The following is a 15,205-nucleotide window of genomic DNA, read 5'->3' as shown; positions in this document are numbered from 1 at the left end:
TTAGCGGTTCAGGGTTGAGGGTAGCGGGCGCGACGCTCCAGGTCGTCGAGGTCGATGTGATTGCGCATGTACTGCTGGCTGGCATCGACGAAGGGCTGGTGATCCCAGCTGGTCCGCTCGCCCTGCTCCAGGGCCGCCGCGACGAAGCGGCGGCGCCGCTGGCTGGCCAGCACCTCGGCGTGCAGGCGCGGCAGGTCCCAGCGCTGGCGGACCTCGGCCTGGAAGCTGACGAGCAACTCGGCGTAGTCGGCGCTGGCGGCCAGATTCTCACGCTCCAGCGGATCGTTCTGCAGATTGAACAGCAGTGGCGGATCCAGTTCGCAGTGGATGTACTTGTAGGCGCCACGGCGGATCATCAGCAGCGGGCTGACGGTGCCCTCGGCCAGGTATTCGCCGATCACCTCGTTGTGCCCGGTCCGGCCTTCCAGGTGCGGCAGCAGCGAGCGGCCATCCAGCGGCAGCTCGTCCGGCAGCTGGCCGCCAGCCAGCTCGACGAAGGTCGGCAGCAGGTCCAGGGTCGACACCGAGGCCTGCACCCGCGCCGGGGCGAAGCGACCGGGCGCATGGATCAGCAGCGGTACCCGCGCGGCCATCTCGAACCAGTGCATCTTGTACCAAAGTCCGCGCTCACCGAGCATGTCGCCGTGGTCGCCGGAAAAGACGATCACGGTGTCGTCGGCCAGACCGCATTCCTCCAGCGTCTTGAGCAGGTGGCCGACCTGGGCGTCGACGTAGCTGCAGGCACCGTAGTAGGCCTGGCGGGCGTCGCGGATCTTGGCCTCGGGCAGCGGCTTGTCCCAGAGGTCGATCACCTTGAGCAGGCGCTGGCTGTGGGGATCCTGCTCGGCCTGGGGGATGGCGCCTTGCGGCAGCGGGATGTCGACCTCGTTGTACAGGTCCCAGAACTCGCGGGGAATGGTGTAGGGATCGTGCGGATGGGTCAGGGACACGGTCAGGCAGAACGGCTGGTCATCGCCGCGACGCACGTGATCGTAGAGGTACTGGCGCGCCTTGAAGACCACCTCTTCGTCGAAATCCAGCTGGTTGGTGCGCACGCAGGGCCCGGCCTGCAGCACCGAGGACATGTTGTGGTACCAGCTCGGGCGCACGTCCGTCGCGTCCCAATTCACCGCCCAGCCGTAGTCGGCGGGATAGATGTCGCTGGTCAGGCGCTCTTCGTAGCCGTGCAACTGATCCGGTCCGCAGAAATGCATCTTGCCCGACAGCGCCGTGCGATAGCCGAGGCGGCGCAGGTGGTGGGCATAGGTGGGGATGTCGGCGGCGAAGTCGGCGGCATTGTCGTAGGCACCGATCTTCGACGGCAGCTGGCCGCTCACCAGGGTGAAGCGCGAGGGTGCGCACAGCGGACTGTTGCAGTAGGCGGAGTCGAACACCACGGCCTGTTCGGCCAGGCGTTGCAGGTTCGGCAGCTTGATCGGCGATGCGGCGTCGTACAGCGGCAGGATGGGCGCCGCCATCTGGTCGGCCATGAGAAAGAGGATGTTCATCGGCTTGGACAAGAGCGCCTCCGCTAGGATCAGGGTTGCTTATGGGTGACCCATCATCCAATGCTGAAAAATCTGCGTGAAGGCCACTGGGGATGATGTTTCGGATAAGCTAGGCTTATGACCAATCGCCATGGAAACATACTCTTGGACGCCGCCCCTGCCGACCGCCCTGCCCTGGCGCTGGACAGCCTGCGCACCTTCGAGGTGGTGGCGCGCCGCCTGAGCTTTACCGCGGCGGCGGGCGAACTGGGCACCACGCAGCCGGCCATCAGCCAGCAGATCAAGCGCCTGGAAGCCCAGTTGCAGGTGCGGCTGTTCGATCGCGTCCATCGCGGCATCCTGCTCACCGAAGCCGGACGGCTGCTGCAGGAATACGTCGAGGCCGGTCTCGCCACCCTGGACGAGGGGGTGCGGCTGGTTACCGCCCGCCCCGCCCATGAGGTGCTGCAGGTGGCCACCGATTTCGCCTTTGCCGCCTACTGGCTGTTGCCGCGTCTGCCACGTTTCCATGCCCGCCATCCGGAGCTGGACGTCAGCCTGGTGACCAGCGACAGGGTGCCCCTGCCCGGTCCGGAGATCGACATCACCCTGGGCTTTGGCGACGGCCGCTTCAAGCATGGCGAAGCCTGGCCACTGTTTCGCGAAGAGGTTTTTCCGGTGTGCAGTCCGCGGCTGCTCCAGGGTCGGCAGCCGCCGCTACCCGTCCTGGAGCTGGGTCAGTGGCCGTTGCTGCATCTCAAGGCGGCGCCCAACAGCCGCTGGTATGACTGGAAGACGTTGTTGCCGGCGCTGGACCTGGCGCCCCTGCCCGCGGCCCCGTCCGGTGCGGTGCTGAGCTTCGACAACTACACCCTGGTGATCCAGGCGGCCATCGCCGGCCAGGGCCTGGCGATCGGCTGGCGCCACCTGGTGGACGACCTGCTGCAGCAGGAGCTGCTCTGTCGCCCCTTCGCCGGGCTGGCCACCTCGCGCTATGGCTATTACGCCATCCTGCCCGAGCGCAAGCGGCGCCAGCGGCTGGTGCAGCGCTTTCTCGACTGGCTGCTGGAAGAACTGGAGCTGCCGCGCGAGTCCCTGGCCGGCGCGCGGCTGGCGACCTGAGCGGCGCGCTAGCGCTCGTAGACTTCCAGCGGCAGATCGTCCGGATCGGCGAAGAAGGTGAATCTCTTGCCGGTCAGTTCGTCGGTGCGGATCGGCTCGGTGACCACGCCATGGCCCTGCAGGTGGGCGACGGTGGCGTCCAGGTCGGCCACGGCAAACGCCAGGTGACGCAGGCCCTGGGCTTCCGGGCGCGAGGGCCGCGGCGGCGCATCGGGAAAGGAAAACAGCTCCAGCTGGGCATGCGCGCCCACCGCCAGATCCAGCTTCCAGGAACGCCGGGCCTCGCGATAGGTCTCGGCGATCACCGGCAGCCCGAGGATCTCGGTGTAGAAGTGCCGGGAGCGTTGGTAGTCGGCGCAGATCAGCGCCACGTGGTGCAGACGATCGAAGTGGGTCATCAGGGTACCGCGACGAATTTGAGGTCGGCTGGCGCGCCAACGTCCAGGCTCTGGAGTTCGTCGCCGAGCTTGCCGCTGTCGGGATCCCGGGCGAAGACCTTGAGCTGATTGGATTTCTGGTTGGCCACCAGCAGGAAGCGCCCGGACGGATCGATGGCGAATTCCCGTGGCGACAGGCCGTTGACCGGATGGCGCTCGACAAAGGTCAGGGTGCCGTCGGGATTCACCGCGAATACCGCCAGCTGGTTGTCGGTGCCGCGACTGGCGACGTAGAGGAAACGCCCGTCACCGGACAGGTGCAGGGCGCCGGCATCCCGCTCGCCGGTGAATTCCTGGGGCGTCAGGCTGTAGCTCTGCAACTGCCGCAGCATGCCGTCCTGGTGGGCGAAGGCCATCACCTGCCCGGCCAGTTCCAGGGTCAGGTAGGCGTAGCGGCCATCGGCGCTGAACACCAGGTGACGCGGCCCGCTGCCTTCCGGCACCGGCACGAAGGGCGTCTCGGCGGCCACCAGCGGCCGCTCCGGCTGCTGCGGCAGATAGCGATAGACGAAGACCTTATCGGCGCCCAGATCCGGGGCGAAGACGAAGCGGCCGTCCGGGGTGGTCACCGCCGCATGCACATGGCTCGACTGCTGGCGCGGGTGCTGTTCGCTGGGCTGGTGGAATTCGATCTGCGCCACCGGACTGAGCACGCCGCCGTCCTGGATCGGCAGCACCGCCAGAGAGCCTTCCGGCAGGCTGGAGTAGTTGGCCACGAAGAGGAACTTGCCGTCGGTGCTGAGGCTGGAATGGGTCGGCTCGTCGCCCAGGCTCTTGACCTGGCTGACCTGCTGCAGGCGGCCATTGCCCGGTTCGAAGCGATAGGAGGTGACCCGGCCAATGCTGTCGCCGCTAGAGCCCCGGCCATTCTCGTTGACGGCGAACAGGGTCCGGCCATCGCGAGACAGGGTCAGAAACGAGGGATTGGACGCCTTGACGATGCGCAGCGGGCCATCGATCTGACCATTGCGACTGTTGAAGCGATAGACATACAACCCCTGGCTGCTGCCCGCGGTGTAGCTGCCGACCAGCAGATTGAACAGACCGGGTTCGGCGCGGGCCGGGGCGTTGTGCCCCACGAGCAGGGCGAACAGGGCCAGCGGCAGCAGACGGGGCAGAGCTCTCATGGGAAATCCTTGGCGAGCGATGGGCGTTGAGACCGATGCGAGGCGGCCCGGTTTCCCTACCGTCTGGAGGCGGAAGGCGGCCGCGCGCGGCGGCTATTCTACTAAAATCCGGGCTGGCACTGTGCCAGAGGGATTTCGCCATTTATCGCCTGCGCCGGCGCACCGGCGGGCCACGCCCGAGCGGCCGGCCCCGGGAGCCCGTGCCAGAGCCTGTGGTGAAGTCGGCGGTGCCCGCGGGCTGCCGGCAAAAGAATTGGGCGGACTAGTCCAGCACGCCCTGCAGGATGGCGTAGACGAGTCCGGTGCCCACGGCGACCAGCACCATGTCGGTACCCAGGCGTCGCCATTCGTAGCCGGGATAGTCAGGCAACTGGCGGGCGATGCCCGGGGGCAGGGCGCGGCCGTAGCCGGCTGGCAGAGGACGCCCACGCTCCAGACGCAGACCCGGGGGCAGGTCACCCCCACGGCCGATCTGTCCCCGCAGCGCCTTGATGCGCTCCCGCGCCGGTCCCAGATCGGGCGGCCCGCCGGCGGCCGGTCCGGCACCCGGACGACCCTGATCATGCGCCTTGGGACCGGGTCCCTGGCCCTTGGGACCACCCTGTTCCTGCCAGCCCGGCCCGTGCGGTCCCTTGGGCCCGCCAGGTTCGTGATCCGGCGGCGCGGCCAGGGCCAGGTTACCGGTCAGACAGAAGGCTGCAGCAGCGAGGAGGGTACGCATGGGGGGCTTTCCTCATGGGGGACGAGGGTGGCGGTTATCCCCTTGAAGTCCGATCGCGGAAAAAGACTCCCGGGTCATTCACGGATGCGCAGCCTGTGGATAAATCGGGGATAAAATCGGTATAACTTCATGAGAAATCCCTAATCTCAGCCATGGACCAAATAAAAAGCCTTTAGTATCAATGGATTAAAAAGATGATCGGCTGGCTATCGAATCCGCTTTTTGTGGATAAAGCTTGAGACCCCCTGCGCTGAAGCCTGTTTTCATCGCTGCAGAAGTCCTATGCGGATCGATTTCACTCGACCCAAAAACAGCAAGACCGCGCCCGGGTGATCCCGGGCGCGGTCTTGTCGAAGGTCACCGCTGCCTAATCCGTCTTCTTCAGCTTGGGATTAGGAAAGAACTGCACGGCCTGCACGGTGGGATCGGGCTTCTTGGGCTTGAGCGCCCTGATATTGACTCGCGTCGGCAATTCTTTGGGGACCGAATTGCCGCGCTCGTCCAGGGTGTCGCTGTAGCCACAGGAGACGCACTCGCGATGGGGCGTGCCCTCCTGGGTCCACATCTTCAGGGTGTCCTGCGCCTGGCACGCCGGGCAGACCGCCCCGGCGATGAACCTCTTGCGGATCGGCTCGCTCACGCCGCCTCCTCGCTCAGCCCGGAATGGCGGAGCAGGGCGTCGATGCTGGGCTCGCGACCGCGGAAGTCGACGAACAGCACCATGGGGGCCTGGGAGCCGCCGCGGGCCAGGATGGCTTCGCGGAAGGCCCGGCCGGTTTCGGGGTTGAAGACGCCTTCCTCCTCGAACTTGGCGAAGGCATCGGCGGACAGCACCTCGGCCCACTTGTAGCTGTAGTAACCCGCCGCATAACCGCCGGCGAAGATGTGCGCGAAGCTGTTGGGGAAGCGGTTGTAGGCCGGCGGCCGTACCACCGAGATCTCGTCGCGGATGCCTTCCAGCACCTCGCGCACGCTGCGGCCATCGCCGTGGCTGGCATGCAGCTCGAAGTCGAACAGCGAGAATTCCAGCTGGCGCAGCATCATCAGGCCGGACTGGAAGTTCTTGGCCGCCAGCATCTTGTCCAGCAGCTCTTGGGGCAGCGGCTCACCGGTCTCGTAGTGACCGGAGATCAGCGCCAGGCCCTCGGGCTCCCAGCACCAGTTCTCCATGAACTGACTGGGCAGCTCCACCGCATCCCAGGCCACGCCGTTGATGCCGGAGACGCTGGCGTGCTCGACGCGGGTCAGCAGGTGGTGCAGGCCATGGCCGAATTCGTGGAAGAGGGTGGTTACCTCGTCATGGGTGAGCAGCGCCGGCTTGCCGGGGCTGGCCGGGGTGAAGTTGCAGACCAGGTAGGCCACCGGATCGATCAGCCGACCCTGGGCATCGCGGCGCTTGTCGCGGGCACCGTCCATCCAGGCACCGCCACGCTTGTTGGCGCGGGCATAGAGATCGAAATAGAAGCGACCGATGGAGGTGCCGTTTTCCTTGATCTCGAACAGGCGCACATCCGGATGCCACTTCTCGAAGTCGCGCAGCTCGGCGATCTCGATGCCATAGAGCTTCTGTACGGTGGCGAACAGGCCGGACAGCACCTTGTCCACCGGGAACCAGGCACGGACCTCTTCCTGGGACAGGGAATAGCGCTGCTGGCGCAACTTTTCGGCGAAGTAGCCGGTGTCCCAGCTCTGCAGATCCTGCACGCCCTGTTCGGCGGCGAAGGCGCGCAATTCTTCCAGGTCGCGCTGGGCGAAGGGCTTTGAGCGCACGGCGAGGTCGCGCAGGAAACCCAGCACCTGGTCGCTGCTCTCGGCCATCTTGGTGGCCAGCGACAGCTCGGCGTAGTTGGCGTAGCCCAGAAGGCGGGCCAGTTCCTGGCGCAGGTCGAGCAATTCCTCCATCACCGGGCCGTTGTCGAACTGGCCGGCGTTGGGACCCTGTTCGGAGGCGCGGGTGGCATAGGCGGCATAGACCTCTTCACGCAGGGCGCGGTCGTCGGCGTAGGTCATCACCGCGTAGTAGCTGGGGAATTCCAGGGTCACCAGCCAGCCGTACAGCTCCTTGGCCTGGGCGGCGGCCTGCAGCTGGGCCTTGGCCGACTCGGGCAGGCCGGCGAGGGCGGCTTCGTCGGTGAGGTGCTTGGTCCAGGCCTGCGTCGCGTCGAGCAGCTGGTTGGAGAACTTGCTGCCCAGCTCGGACTTGCGCGCCTGGATGGCGGCATAGCGCTGCTGCTCGGCTGGCGGCAGATCGATGCCGGACAGGCGGAAGTCGCGCAGGGCGTGTTCCAAGGTGGTCTTCTGACCGACGTCGAAGCCCTTGGCTTCCTCGCTCTCGGCCAGGCGGCTGTAGGCCTGGAAGAGGTCCTTGTTCTGGCCGATCTCGGTGGAATAGGCCGACAGCTTGGGCAGGCAGGCCTCGTAGGCGGCGCGCAGCTCGGCGCTGTTGCACACGGCGTTGAGGTGGCCGATGGGGCTCCAGGCCTGGCCCAGCCGATCGTTCAGCTCGTCCATCGCCAGCACCAGGCCGGCCCAGGTGGGGTGTTCCTTCTGGGTCTCCAGCAGCTTGGCCAGGGCGGCACGGTTCTCGGCCAGGATGGTATCGATGGCCGGCTCGACGTGCTCGGGCTTGATGGCGGAAAAGGGCGGCAGGTCATGGGACTGAAGCAGCGGATTGCTGGCGCTCACGGCGTTCCCCTCGGGGCGATGGCTTTGACAGTTATATATGGAGCCCATCCTAATAGGTCTCAAGACCCTTCCGACGAGAAAAGGTATCTATCGTGACCATAAGGACCTTCCAGGGTAAGACCCCGCAACTGGGCGAACGCGCCTTCGTCGACGCCACCGCGGTGGTGATCGGCGACGTGACCCTCGACGCAGACAGCTCGATCTGGCCGCTGACGGTGATCCGTGGCGACATGCATCGCATCCGCATCGGCGCCCGCACCAGTATCCAGGACGGCAGCGTGCTGCACATCACCCACGCCGGCCCCTTCAACCCGGACGGCTATCCCCTGCTGATCGGCAACGACGTCACCGTCGGCCATCAGGTGACCCTGCACGGCTGCACGATCGGCGACCGGGTGCTGGTGGGCATGGGCAGCATCGTCATGGACGGCGCGGTGGTGGAGGATGACGTGGTGATCGGCGCCGGCAGCCTGGTCCCGCCGGGCAAGCGGCTGGAAGGCGGCCATCTCTACGTCGGTCGCCCGGTCAAGCAGGTGCGACCGCTGGAGGAAAAGGAACGCGCCTTCTTCACCTACAGCGCCGGCAACTACGTGAAGCTCAAGGACCAGCATCTGGCCGAGGGGTATGGGGAGGAGGGGGCGTAAGCGTTGCGATAACTGGTCGGGTTGGGTTGGGTTGAGTACAGCACCGTAGCGTGGAAAACGGCGCAGCCTTTTCCACGGATGACTTCATTGCGCAGGTACGCCCTCACCCCAACCCTCTCCCAAGGGGAGAGGGGGCTATCAAAGCAGGCGTCCATCTCCAGCATCTCCGGCCCGATTACGATCAGCCGTTATACCCAGCCCGTAGGAACGGCACCTGGCGCAATAGCACAGTAGCGTGGAAAACGGCGCAGCCTTTTCCACGGGTGACTTCATTGCGCGGGTACGCCCTCACCCAACACTTTCCCAAGGGGAGAAGGGGCTGTCAGAGCAGGCGGCCATCTCCAGTTGGTAGGTTGGCTTGAGCGCAGCGAAGCCCAACGCTCGGCTACCCCCGCAGCGGACAAGCTTCACCCAAGCGCGAATACAGCACCCCACGCAACGCCTGCAATTCGTCGATGCGCGCTTCTATGACCCTGAGCTTGTCGCGCAGCAGTTCTTGCAGATAGGCATCCGGATCGGCGGCGCGCTCGACGTCCTTCAGGTTGGCGGCGATTTCCTGCAGGCTGAAACCCAGTCGCTGGGCGGTGCGGATATAGCCCAGCCATTCCACGGCTTCGGGTGGATAGTCGCGATAGCCGTTGGCCCGCCGCCGCGCCTGGAGCAGTCCCTGGCGCTCGTAGAATCTCAGGGTGTCGCGACTCAGGCCGGTGGCCTGGGCGAGGGTGCCGATCCGCATCCGTTCTCCTTGACCCTGGACCTTGCTCCAGGGTCGACACTGGACTTCCTCTCGTTCAAGGAAGTCCGTCCATGTGGAAGCTTGCGCCCTATCTGCGACTGGTCCGTGCCAGCGCCCTCTATGATCTGCTGGTCACCGCGCCCTTCGCCACCCCCTGGAGTCTCGCCTGGCTGCTACGACAGCTCGACGAGCTCGGCCAGGCATTGGGCCTGGCGCCCCTGGCGGCATTCCCGCCGGAAGCCCTGCTGCTGGGCAATCTGCTCGGCTCCCTGGTGTGCGTCTGGGCGGTGCTGCGCCTGGCCAAGCCTTCGCTGCTGCTGGGACGCTACGATGCCGTCGCCAGGGGCCTGTTCGGCCTCTGGCAGGCCTGGGCGCTGTACCAGGGCGCCAGTCCCTTGCTGGCGGTGTTTCTGCTGGTCGAAATCGGCTTCGGTATAGCCCAAGCTTGGCCGGTGTCTCCTGTATCCCGCGGCGTTCAACCTCAAGTGTTGGGCTGACGCCTGTCCGTCGGGCTTCGCCATACCCCACACAGCAAGACTCTCAATCGCGGCCGTGGCTGTCCGCCGATACGGCTGCTCCTAACTGCGTGCGCTGCTGTGCTGTCTCATCGCGGCCATGGGCCGCTCCTACAGAGGTTATATATCCCGTAGGAGCGGCCCATGGCCGCGATTCGAGCCCCTAGCAACGGCGGCCTTGGCATGCCCAGTATGGCCCTCGCCCAACAAGCCGCGCCTTGCCCCTCACCCCAACTGCCGCCTTAACTCCGCCAGCACCGGCGCGCTGTCGGGGCGCACGCCGCGCCAGAGTTCGAAGGCCTCGGCGGCCTGTTCCACCAGCATCCCCAGGCCGTCCAAGGTGTGGAAGGCACCCTCGTCCAGGGCCCAGCGGTTGAAGGGGGTGAGGTCCTTGCCGTACATCATGTCGTAGGTCACCGTCTGTGGACCGATCACCGCTTCCGACAGCGGTGGGCGACCGCCCCCGAGACTGGCCGAGGTGCCGTTGATGATGACGTCGAAGGGCGCTCTCAGGGTGGAGAAGGCCGCCACCTCGATCGTCCCCAGTTCGGCGAATTCCCGCGCCAGTTGCACCGCCTTGAGCTCGGTGCGATTGGCCAGCACCAGTTGCTCGGGATTGCAGGCCAGCAAGGGCTCCAGCACGCCGCGTACGGCGCCGCCGGCGCCCAGCACCAGGACGCGCTGACCGGCCAGCTGCAGACCGGCGTTGACCGTGAGATCCCGCACCAGCCCGGCGCCGTCGGTGTTGTCGCCGAGCAGGCGACCGTTGCCCTGGCGCTTGAGGGTGTTCACCGCCCCGGCGCGGCGCGCACGCGGGGTGAGTTCATCGCACAGCTGGTAGGCCTCTTCCTTGAAGGGCACCGTGACATTGGCGCCCAGGCCGCTCTGGAAGAAGCTGCGGGCGCTTTCGCTGAAGCCGTCCAGCGGCGCCAGCAGCGTCCCGTAGTGCAGGCGCTGGCCGGTCTGGTCGGCGAACAGGCTGTGGATCAGCGGCGACTTGCTGTGGGCGATGGGATTGCCGAAGACGGCGTAGCGATCCATGGGTCTATCCTGCGGGCGTCGGGGCGAGTGCGAGCCAGTCGCGGTCGGTGAGAAAGAAGTCGGTCAGGCGCGCTTCCGGCGAGCCGGGCACGGGTTTCCAGTCATAGCCCCAGCGCACCTCGGGCGGCAGCGACATGAGGATGGACTCGGTGCGCCCGCCGGATTGCAGGCCGAACAGGGTACCGCGGTCATAGACCAGGTTGAATTCCACGTAGCGGCCGCGGCGATAGGCCTGGAATTCCCGCTCGGCCTCGCTGTACGACTGGTGGCGGCGACGCTGGACGATGGGCAGGTAGGCGTCGACGAAGGCATCGCCGATGGCGCGCTGGAAGGCGAAGCAGGTGTCGAAGTCCCAGTCGTTCAGGTCATCGAAGAACAGGCCGCCGATGCCGCGCGGCTCGCCCCGGTGCTTGAGGTGGAAATAGCGGTCGCACCAGGCCTTGTAGCGCGGATAGACGTCGGCGCCGAAGGGCGCGCAGGCGTCATGGCAGACCTGGTGCCAGTGCACGCAATCGGCCTCGTTGCCGTAGTAGGGGGTGAGGTCGAGACCCCCGCCGAACCACCAGACCGGCGCCTCGCCGGGCTTTTCGGCCAGGAAGAAGCGCACGTTGGCATGGGCGGTGGGGATATGGGGATTGCGCGGGTGCATCACCAGGGAGACACCCATGGCCTCGAAGCTGCGCCCGGCCAGTTCCGGGCGATGGGCGCTGGCCGAGGGCGGCAGGCTGTCGCCATGCACATGGGAGAAATTCACGCCGCCCTTTTCCAGCAGGGCGCCCTCGGCGATCACCCGGGTGCGGCCACCACCGCCGGTCGGCCGGGTCCAGGCGTCTTCGACGAAAGCGGCGGCGCCATCCTCGGCTTCCAGTGCGGCGCAGATGCGCTCCTGCAGATCGAGCAGATAGGCCTTGACGGCCTCCAGGGAGGGATTCATCGCAAGGATTTCCACAACAGGCGGGGAGGGCGGAAAGCATAACACCCGTATCCGACCGGTTGACGCGGCCCGCGGTTGCGGCTTGGATGAAGGCTCACCCCAAGAGAGCCCGGCCAAGGGCTCCAACCAGGAGATACTCAAGCATGGCCCAGCGCATCCAGTTCAGCCGCACCGGTGGTCCCGAAGTACTCGAACTTGTGAATTTCGAACCCGCCGCGCCCGGCCCCGACGAGGTGCAGGTGCGCAACCATGCCATCGGCCTCAACTTCATCGAGACCTACTACCGCAGCGGCCTCTATCCGCCGCCGTCGCTGCCCTCCGGCCTGGGCACCGAGGGCGCCGGGGTGGTGGAAGCGGTCGGCAGTGCGGTCACCCGCTTCAAGGCCGGCGACCGCGTGGCCTATGCCACCGGCCCGCTGGGCGCCTATGCCGAGGTCCATGTGCTGCCCGAGCGGCATCTGGTGCACCTGCCGGAAGCCGTGTCCTTCGAGCAGGGCGCCGCGGTCATGCTCAAGGGGCTGACGGTGCAGTACCTGCTGCGCCAGACCTATCCGCTGCAGGCCGGCGACACCGTGCTGTTCCATGCCGCGGCCGGCGGCGTCGGCTCCCTGGCCTGCCAGTGGGCCAAGGCCCTGGGCGTGCGCCTGATCGGTACCGCCGGCTCGCCGGAAAAGCTGGAAAAGGCCAAGGCGCTGGGCGCCTGGGCGGTGATCGACTATCGCCAAGAAGACGTCCCGGCACGGGTCCGCGAATTGACCGACGGGGCCAAGGTGCCGGTGGTCTACGACGGCGTCGGCAAGGACACCTGGGAGATGTCGCTGGACTGTCTGGCGCCCCGCGGCCTGATGGTCAGCTTCGGCAACGCCTCCGGCGCGGTCACCGGGGTCAACCTGGGGATCCTCTCGCAGAAAGGCTCGCTCTATGTCACCCGGCCGACCCTGGCCACCTACGCCGCCTCGCCCGAGGCCCTGCAGGACATGGCCGATCAGCTGTTCGAGCTGATCACCGATGGCCGCATCCAGGTGGACATCGGTCGGCGCTATCCACTGGCCGAGGTGCAGGAGGCGCATCGGGCGCTGTCGGGTCGTGAGACCAGCGGCTCGACCATCCTGTTGCCCTGAGACAAAACGCCCGCACGCCTGGCCGGGAAATCGTGACGGCCATTAAGTTTCCCGCAGCCAGGCGGCACGACGGGGGTAAACGCCGGTCTATGTCGGACAGTCAGGTCGTCACGGCCTTGACGTTCTTTCAAGAATCGGCCGGATCGCTGCCCTTGTCATGCCTATCTCCAGCCCCCTCGCCAGCCTGCTCGACACCGCCACGGACACGGCACTGATCACCCTGACCGCCGACGGGCGGATCGGGCAGTGGTGCCCGGCCGTCGCCCGGCTGCTGGGCTGGACGGCGCAGGACTGGCTTGGTGAATCCATCGTCGGCCTGCTGCTCCCCGAGCCGCCGGCCGACGGCTGGCTGACCGCCCTCGAACGCTGCCAGACCCAGGGCCTGCGCCACCGCGACGGTCACCTGGTACGCCTCGACCTGCACCTGGTGCCGCTGCGCCGGGAGGACGTTGCCGTGGGCTGGTTGCTGCACGTCTGGCAGGCCCCGGCGAGCCGGGCTCGCTTCGCCGCCCGCCGCAGCGCCGAGCGCGACCTGCCGCAACGCCTGCAGGCGCTCGGCGAATGGTCACGGCGTCTCAGCGGCACCACGGATCTCGCCGCCCTGCGGCTGTGCGCCACCCAGGCCCTGCGCGACCTGGCCGACGATCCCCAGGCGCGGCTGCTGTCCGTGGCCGAGGCCGGCAGTCCGCCAGCGGGTCAGTTGCTCATCCCATTCGGCCCGGCCACTCAGCCCCTGGGCTATCTGCAGCTGGGCAGCGCCGTCGAGGCGGACACCCGACTGCTGCTGGATCAGTTGGCCCTGCTGCTGGGCGCCCTGCTGGTGCGGCAGCAGACCCAGGATCAGGCCCGACACCTCGAACGGCGCCTGTCGCTGGAACAGGGCCTGCTGGCCAGCGTGCTGCAGCAGGCGCCCCTGGGCATCTCCATCACCGAGGCCGGCAGCGAAGAAGCGGTGATGCTCAACGACCGGGTCGACATCCTCCTAGGCAAGCGTCCGGCCGGCGAAACGCTGGACGAACGCTATGGCGCCATTGGCGCCCTGCACGCCAATGGCCAGCCCTATGCGGTGGACGACTATCCCACGGTACGGGTGCTGCGCAGCGGCCAGGCAGTGGCGCCCGAGTTGATGCGCTATCGGCGACCCGACGGCAGCATCCGGCTGCTGGAAGTATCCAGCGCACCGGTCCGCTCGGCCACCGGCGAGGTGATCGCCTCGGTCACCCTGTTCGATGACGTCCAGCAGCGGGTCGATGCGGAAACCGCCCTGCGCGAACACAGCGCGCGCCTGGCCAGCCTGATCAACCAGGCGGCGGTCGGCATCTGCCAGACCGACGCCCGCGGGCGCATCCTGCTCGCCAATCGCCGCTATTGCGAATTGCTCGATCGCAACGAGGTGGGGGTGCTGGAGCAGACCCTGCAGGCCCAGACCCATCCCGAGGATCGGGCTGTCCTGGAGCGCCATCTCGACACCCTGCGCGAGCGCGGCGACAGCTTCAAGCTGGACCAGCGCTTCCTGCGCCCCGACGGTTCGGTGGTTTGGGTCAGTCTGCATGGCTCGCCGCTGCAATCGGAAATCGGCCAGGAACTGTCGGTAAGCCTGGTGGTGGTCGATCTCACCCAGCGCAAGCAGGCCGAAGCCGCGCTGCACCTGTCCAACCAGCGCTTCCGCAATGCCGTGGAGGCGGTGCAGGGGGTGGTCTGGACCACCAATGCCCAGGGCCATCTACTCGGCGAACAACTCGCCTGGAGCACCCTGACCGGGCAGAGCTATGCCCAGTATCAGCAAGACGGCTGGGCCGATGCCCTGCATCCCGAAGACTCATCCCGCACCCTGCGTCGCTGGCGCCTGGCGGTGCAGCAGCAGGTGGACTTCCACGACGAACACCGCCTGCGCTGTCGCGACGGCCAGTGGCGCACCTTCAGCGTGCGCGCCCTGCCGGTGCGGGAGAACGGCGTGGTCTGCGAATGGGTGGGCGTGCACACCGACGTCAGCGAGATCCGCATGGCCGAGCACCGCCTGCGGCGCCTGGCCGAATTGCTGGAACAGCGGGTCCACGAGCGCACCGTCGAGCGTGACCGCATGTGGCGCGTGGCCGACGACCTGCTCGGCGTCATCCAGGGACAACGCTGGCTCAGCCGCAATCCCGCCTGGGGCCGCACCCTGGGCTGGGACGACGAGGAATTGCGCCACCAGCCGCCGACCTCGCTGGAGCATCCGGACGATCCACCGGTGTTTCCGCGCCTGGCCGCCCTGCGCCACGGCGAGGTGCTCAGCGATCTGCCCGGGCGCCTGCGTACCCGCGACGGCGCCTGGCGCCACATGATGTGGAAGGCCACCGCCGATCACGACGGACGCATCTATGTCTTCGGCCGCGACGTCACCGTCGAGCACGATGCCGCCCTGGCCCTGCAGAATGCCGAAGCGGCCCTGCGCCAGGCGCAGAAGATGGAAGCCATCGGCCATCTCACCGGTGGCATCGCCCACGACTTCAACAACCTGCTCACCGGCATCAGCGGTTCCCTGGAGTTGCTGCGCCGGCGTCTCGACCAGGGTCGCCATGACAACCTGCAGCGCTACCTGGACACCGCCGAGCAATCCGCCACCCGCGCCGCGGCCCTGACCCATCGCCTGCTG

The 15,205-nt window shown here is 67.1% G+C and carries 13 protein-coding genes and 1 pseudogene; 5 read left to right on the top strand and 9 right to left on the bottom strand.

The features are described 5' to 3' along the window. Positions 1-8: 8 nt before the first annotated feature. Positions 9-1,508 (bottom strand): choline-sulfatase, encoded by a 1,500-nt coding sequence (gene betC, locus ACZ5R1_RS00170; protein WP_288405274.1) that lies wholly within the window; start codon positions 1,506-1,508, stop codon positions 9-11. A gap of 117 nt (positions 1,509-1,625) precedes the next feature. On the opposite strand from betC, the gene ACZ5R1_RS00165 reads away from it, so the two are divergent. Continuing rightward, on the top strand, positions 1,626-2,609 hold the full coding sequence (locus ACZ5R1_RS00165; RefSeq protein WP_042135007.1) for a choline sulfate utilization transcriptional regulator: 984 nt from the start codon (positions 1,626-1,628) through the stop codon (positions 2,607-2,609). A gap of 8 nt (positions 2,610-2,617) precedes the next feature. Here the strand turns inward: ACZ5R1_RS00165 and gloA2 are convergent, their stop codons facing one another. The 5 genes from gloA2 to prlC form a co-directional block, all read right to left on the bottom strand. Next, positions 2,618-3,007, bottom strand: a complete 390-nt coding sequence (gene gloA2, locus ACZ5R1_RS00160) for an SMU1112c/YaeR family gloxylase I-like metalloprotein (RefSeq protein ID WP_027598748.1) — start codon at positions 3,005-3,007, stop codon at positions 2,618-2,620. Beyond that, positions 3,007-4,173 (bottom strand): lactonase family protein, encoded by a 1,167-nt coding sequence (locus ACZ5R1_RS00155; protein WP_027600520.1) that lies wholly within the window; start codon positions 4,171-4,173, stop codon positions 3,007-3,009. The genes gloA2 and ACZ5R1_RS00155 overlap by 1 nt, the downstream gene beginning before the upstream one ends. A gap of 262 nt (positions 4,174-4,435) precedes the next feature. Continuing rightward, positions 4,436-4,894: an anti-virulence regulator CigR family protein gene (locus ACZ5R1_RS00150; RefSeq protein ID WP_288473251.1), complete on the bottom strand. Its 459-nt coding sequence runs from the start codon at positions 4,892-4,894 to the stop codon at positions 4,436-4,438. Positions 4,895-5,261: 367 nt separating this feature from the next. Beyond that, complete coding sequence (locus ACZ5R1_RS00145) at positions 5,262-5,534, bottom strand: YheV family putative zinc ribbon protein (RefSeq protein ID WP_042135003.1); 273 nt, start codon at positions 5,532-5,534, stop codon at positions 5,262-5,264. Beyond that, positions 5,531-7,627, bottom strand: coding sequence for an oligopeptidase A (gene prlC, locus ACZ5R1_RS00140; RefSeq protein ID WP_156045012.1), 2,097 nt, complete (start codon positions 7,625-7,627; stop codon positions 5,531-5,533). Before prlC ends, ACZ5R1_RS00145 begins: the two co-directional genes overlap by 4 nt. A gap of 44 nt (positions 7,628-7,671) precedes the next feature. On the opposite strand from prlC, the gene ACZ5R1_RS00135 reads away from it, so the two are divergent. Continuing rightward, positions 7,672-8,223, top strand: a complete 552-nt coding sequence (locus tag ACZ5R1_RS00135; protein ID WP_042134999.1) for a gamma carbonic anhydrase family protein — start codon at positions 7,672-7,674, stop codon at positions 8,221-8,223. A 385-nt stretch (positions 8,224-8,608) separates the two neighbouring features. Here ACZ5R1_RS00135 and ACZ5R1_RS00130 read toward each other — a convergent pair whose 3' ends face one another. Continuing rightward, positions 8,609-8,959: a MerR family transcriptional regulator gene (locus tag ACZ5R1_RS00130; protein WP_027598742.1), complete on the bottom strand. Its 351-nt coding sequence runs from the start codon at positions 8,957-8,959 to the stop codon at positions 8,609-8,611. A gap of 71 nt (positions 8,960-9,030) precedes the next feature. On the opposite strand from ACZ5R1_RS00130, the gene ACZ5R1_RS00125 reads away from it, so the two are divergent. Then, positions 9,031-9,456 (top strand): hypothetical protein, encoded by a 426-nt coding sequence (locus tag ACZ5R1_RS00125; protein ID WP_042134997.1) that lies wholly within the window; start codon positions 9,031-9,033, stop codon positions 9,454-9,456. Between the two features lie 243 nt (positions 9,457-9,699). Here the strand turns inward: ACZ5R1_RS00125 and aroE are convergent, their stop codons facing one another. Both aroE and hemF read right to left on the bottom strand, forming a co-directional pair. Next, positions 9,700-10,515 carry a shikimate dehydrogenase gene (aroE, locus tag ACZ5R1_RS00120; protein ID WP_115946224.1) on the bottom strand — a complete coding sequence of 272 codons (816 nt, stop codon included), beginning with the start codon at positions 10,513-10,515 and terminating at the stop codon, positions 9,700-9,702. 4 nt (positions 10,516-10,519) lie between these two features. After that, positions 10,520-11,449, bottom strand: coding sequence for an oxygen-dependent coproporphyrinogen oxidase (hemF, locus tag ACZ5R1_RS00115; RefSeq protein ID WP_042134993.1), 930 nt, complete (start codon positions 11,447-11,449; stop codon positions 10,520-10,522). A gap of 143 nt (positions 11,450-11,592) precedes the next feature. Between hemF and ACZ5R1_RS00110 the strand changes: the two genes are divergently transcribed. Both ACZ5R1_RS00110 and ACZ5R1_RS00105 read left to right on the top strand, forming a co-directional pair. Then, positions 11,593-12,570 carry an NADPH:quinone reductase gene (locus ACZ5R1_RS00110; RefSeq protein ID WP_042134991.1) on the top strand — a complete coding sequence of 326 codons (978 nt, stop codon included), beginning with the start codon at positions 11,593-11,595 and terminating at the stop codon, positions 12,568-12,570. Positions 12,571-12,727: 157 nt separating this feature from the next. Then, positions 12,728-15,163: pseudogene (locus ACZ5R1_RS00105) on the top strand (PAS domain S-box protein); the annotation flags it as partial. Positions 15,164-15,205 lie beyond the last annotated feature (42 nt).

It is taken from the genome of Pseudomonas sp. Pso3 (assembly GCF_055393275.1).
Note: the sequence above shows the minus strand (reverse complement) of the source record. Positions and strands in the feature narration are given on the sequence as shown.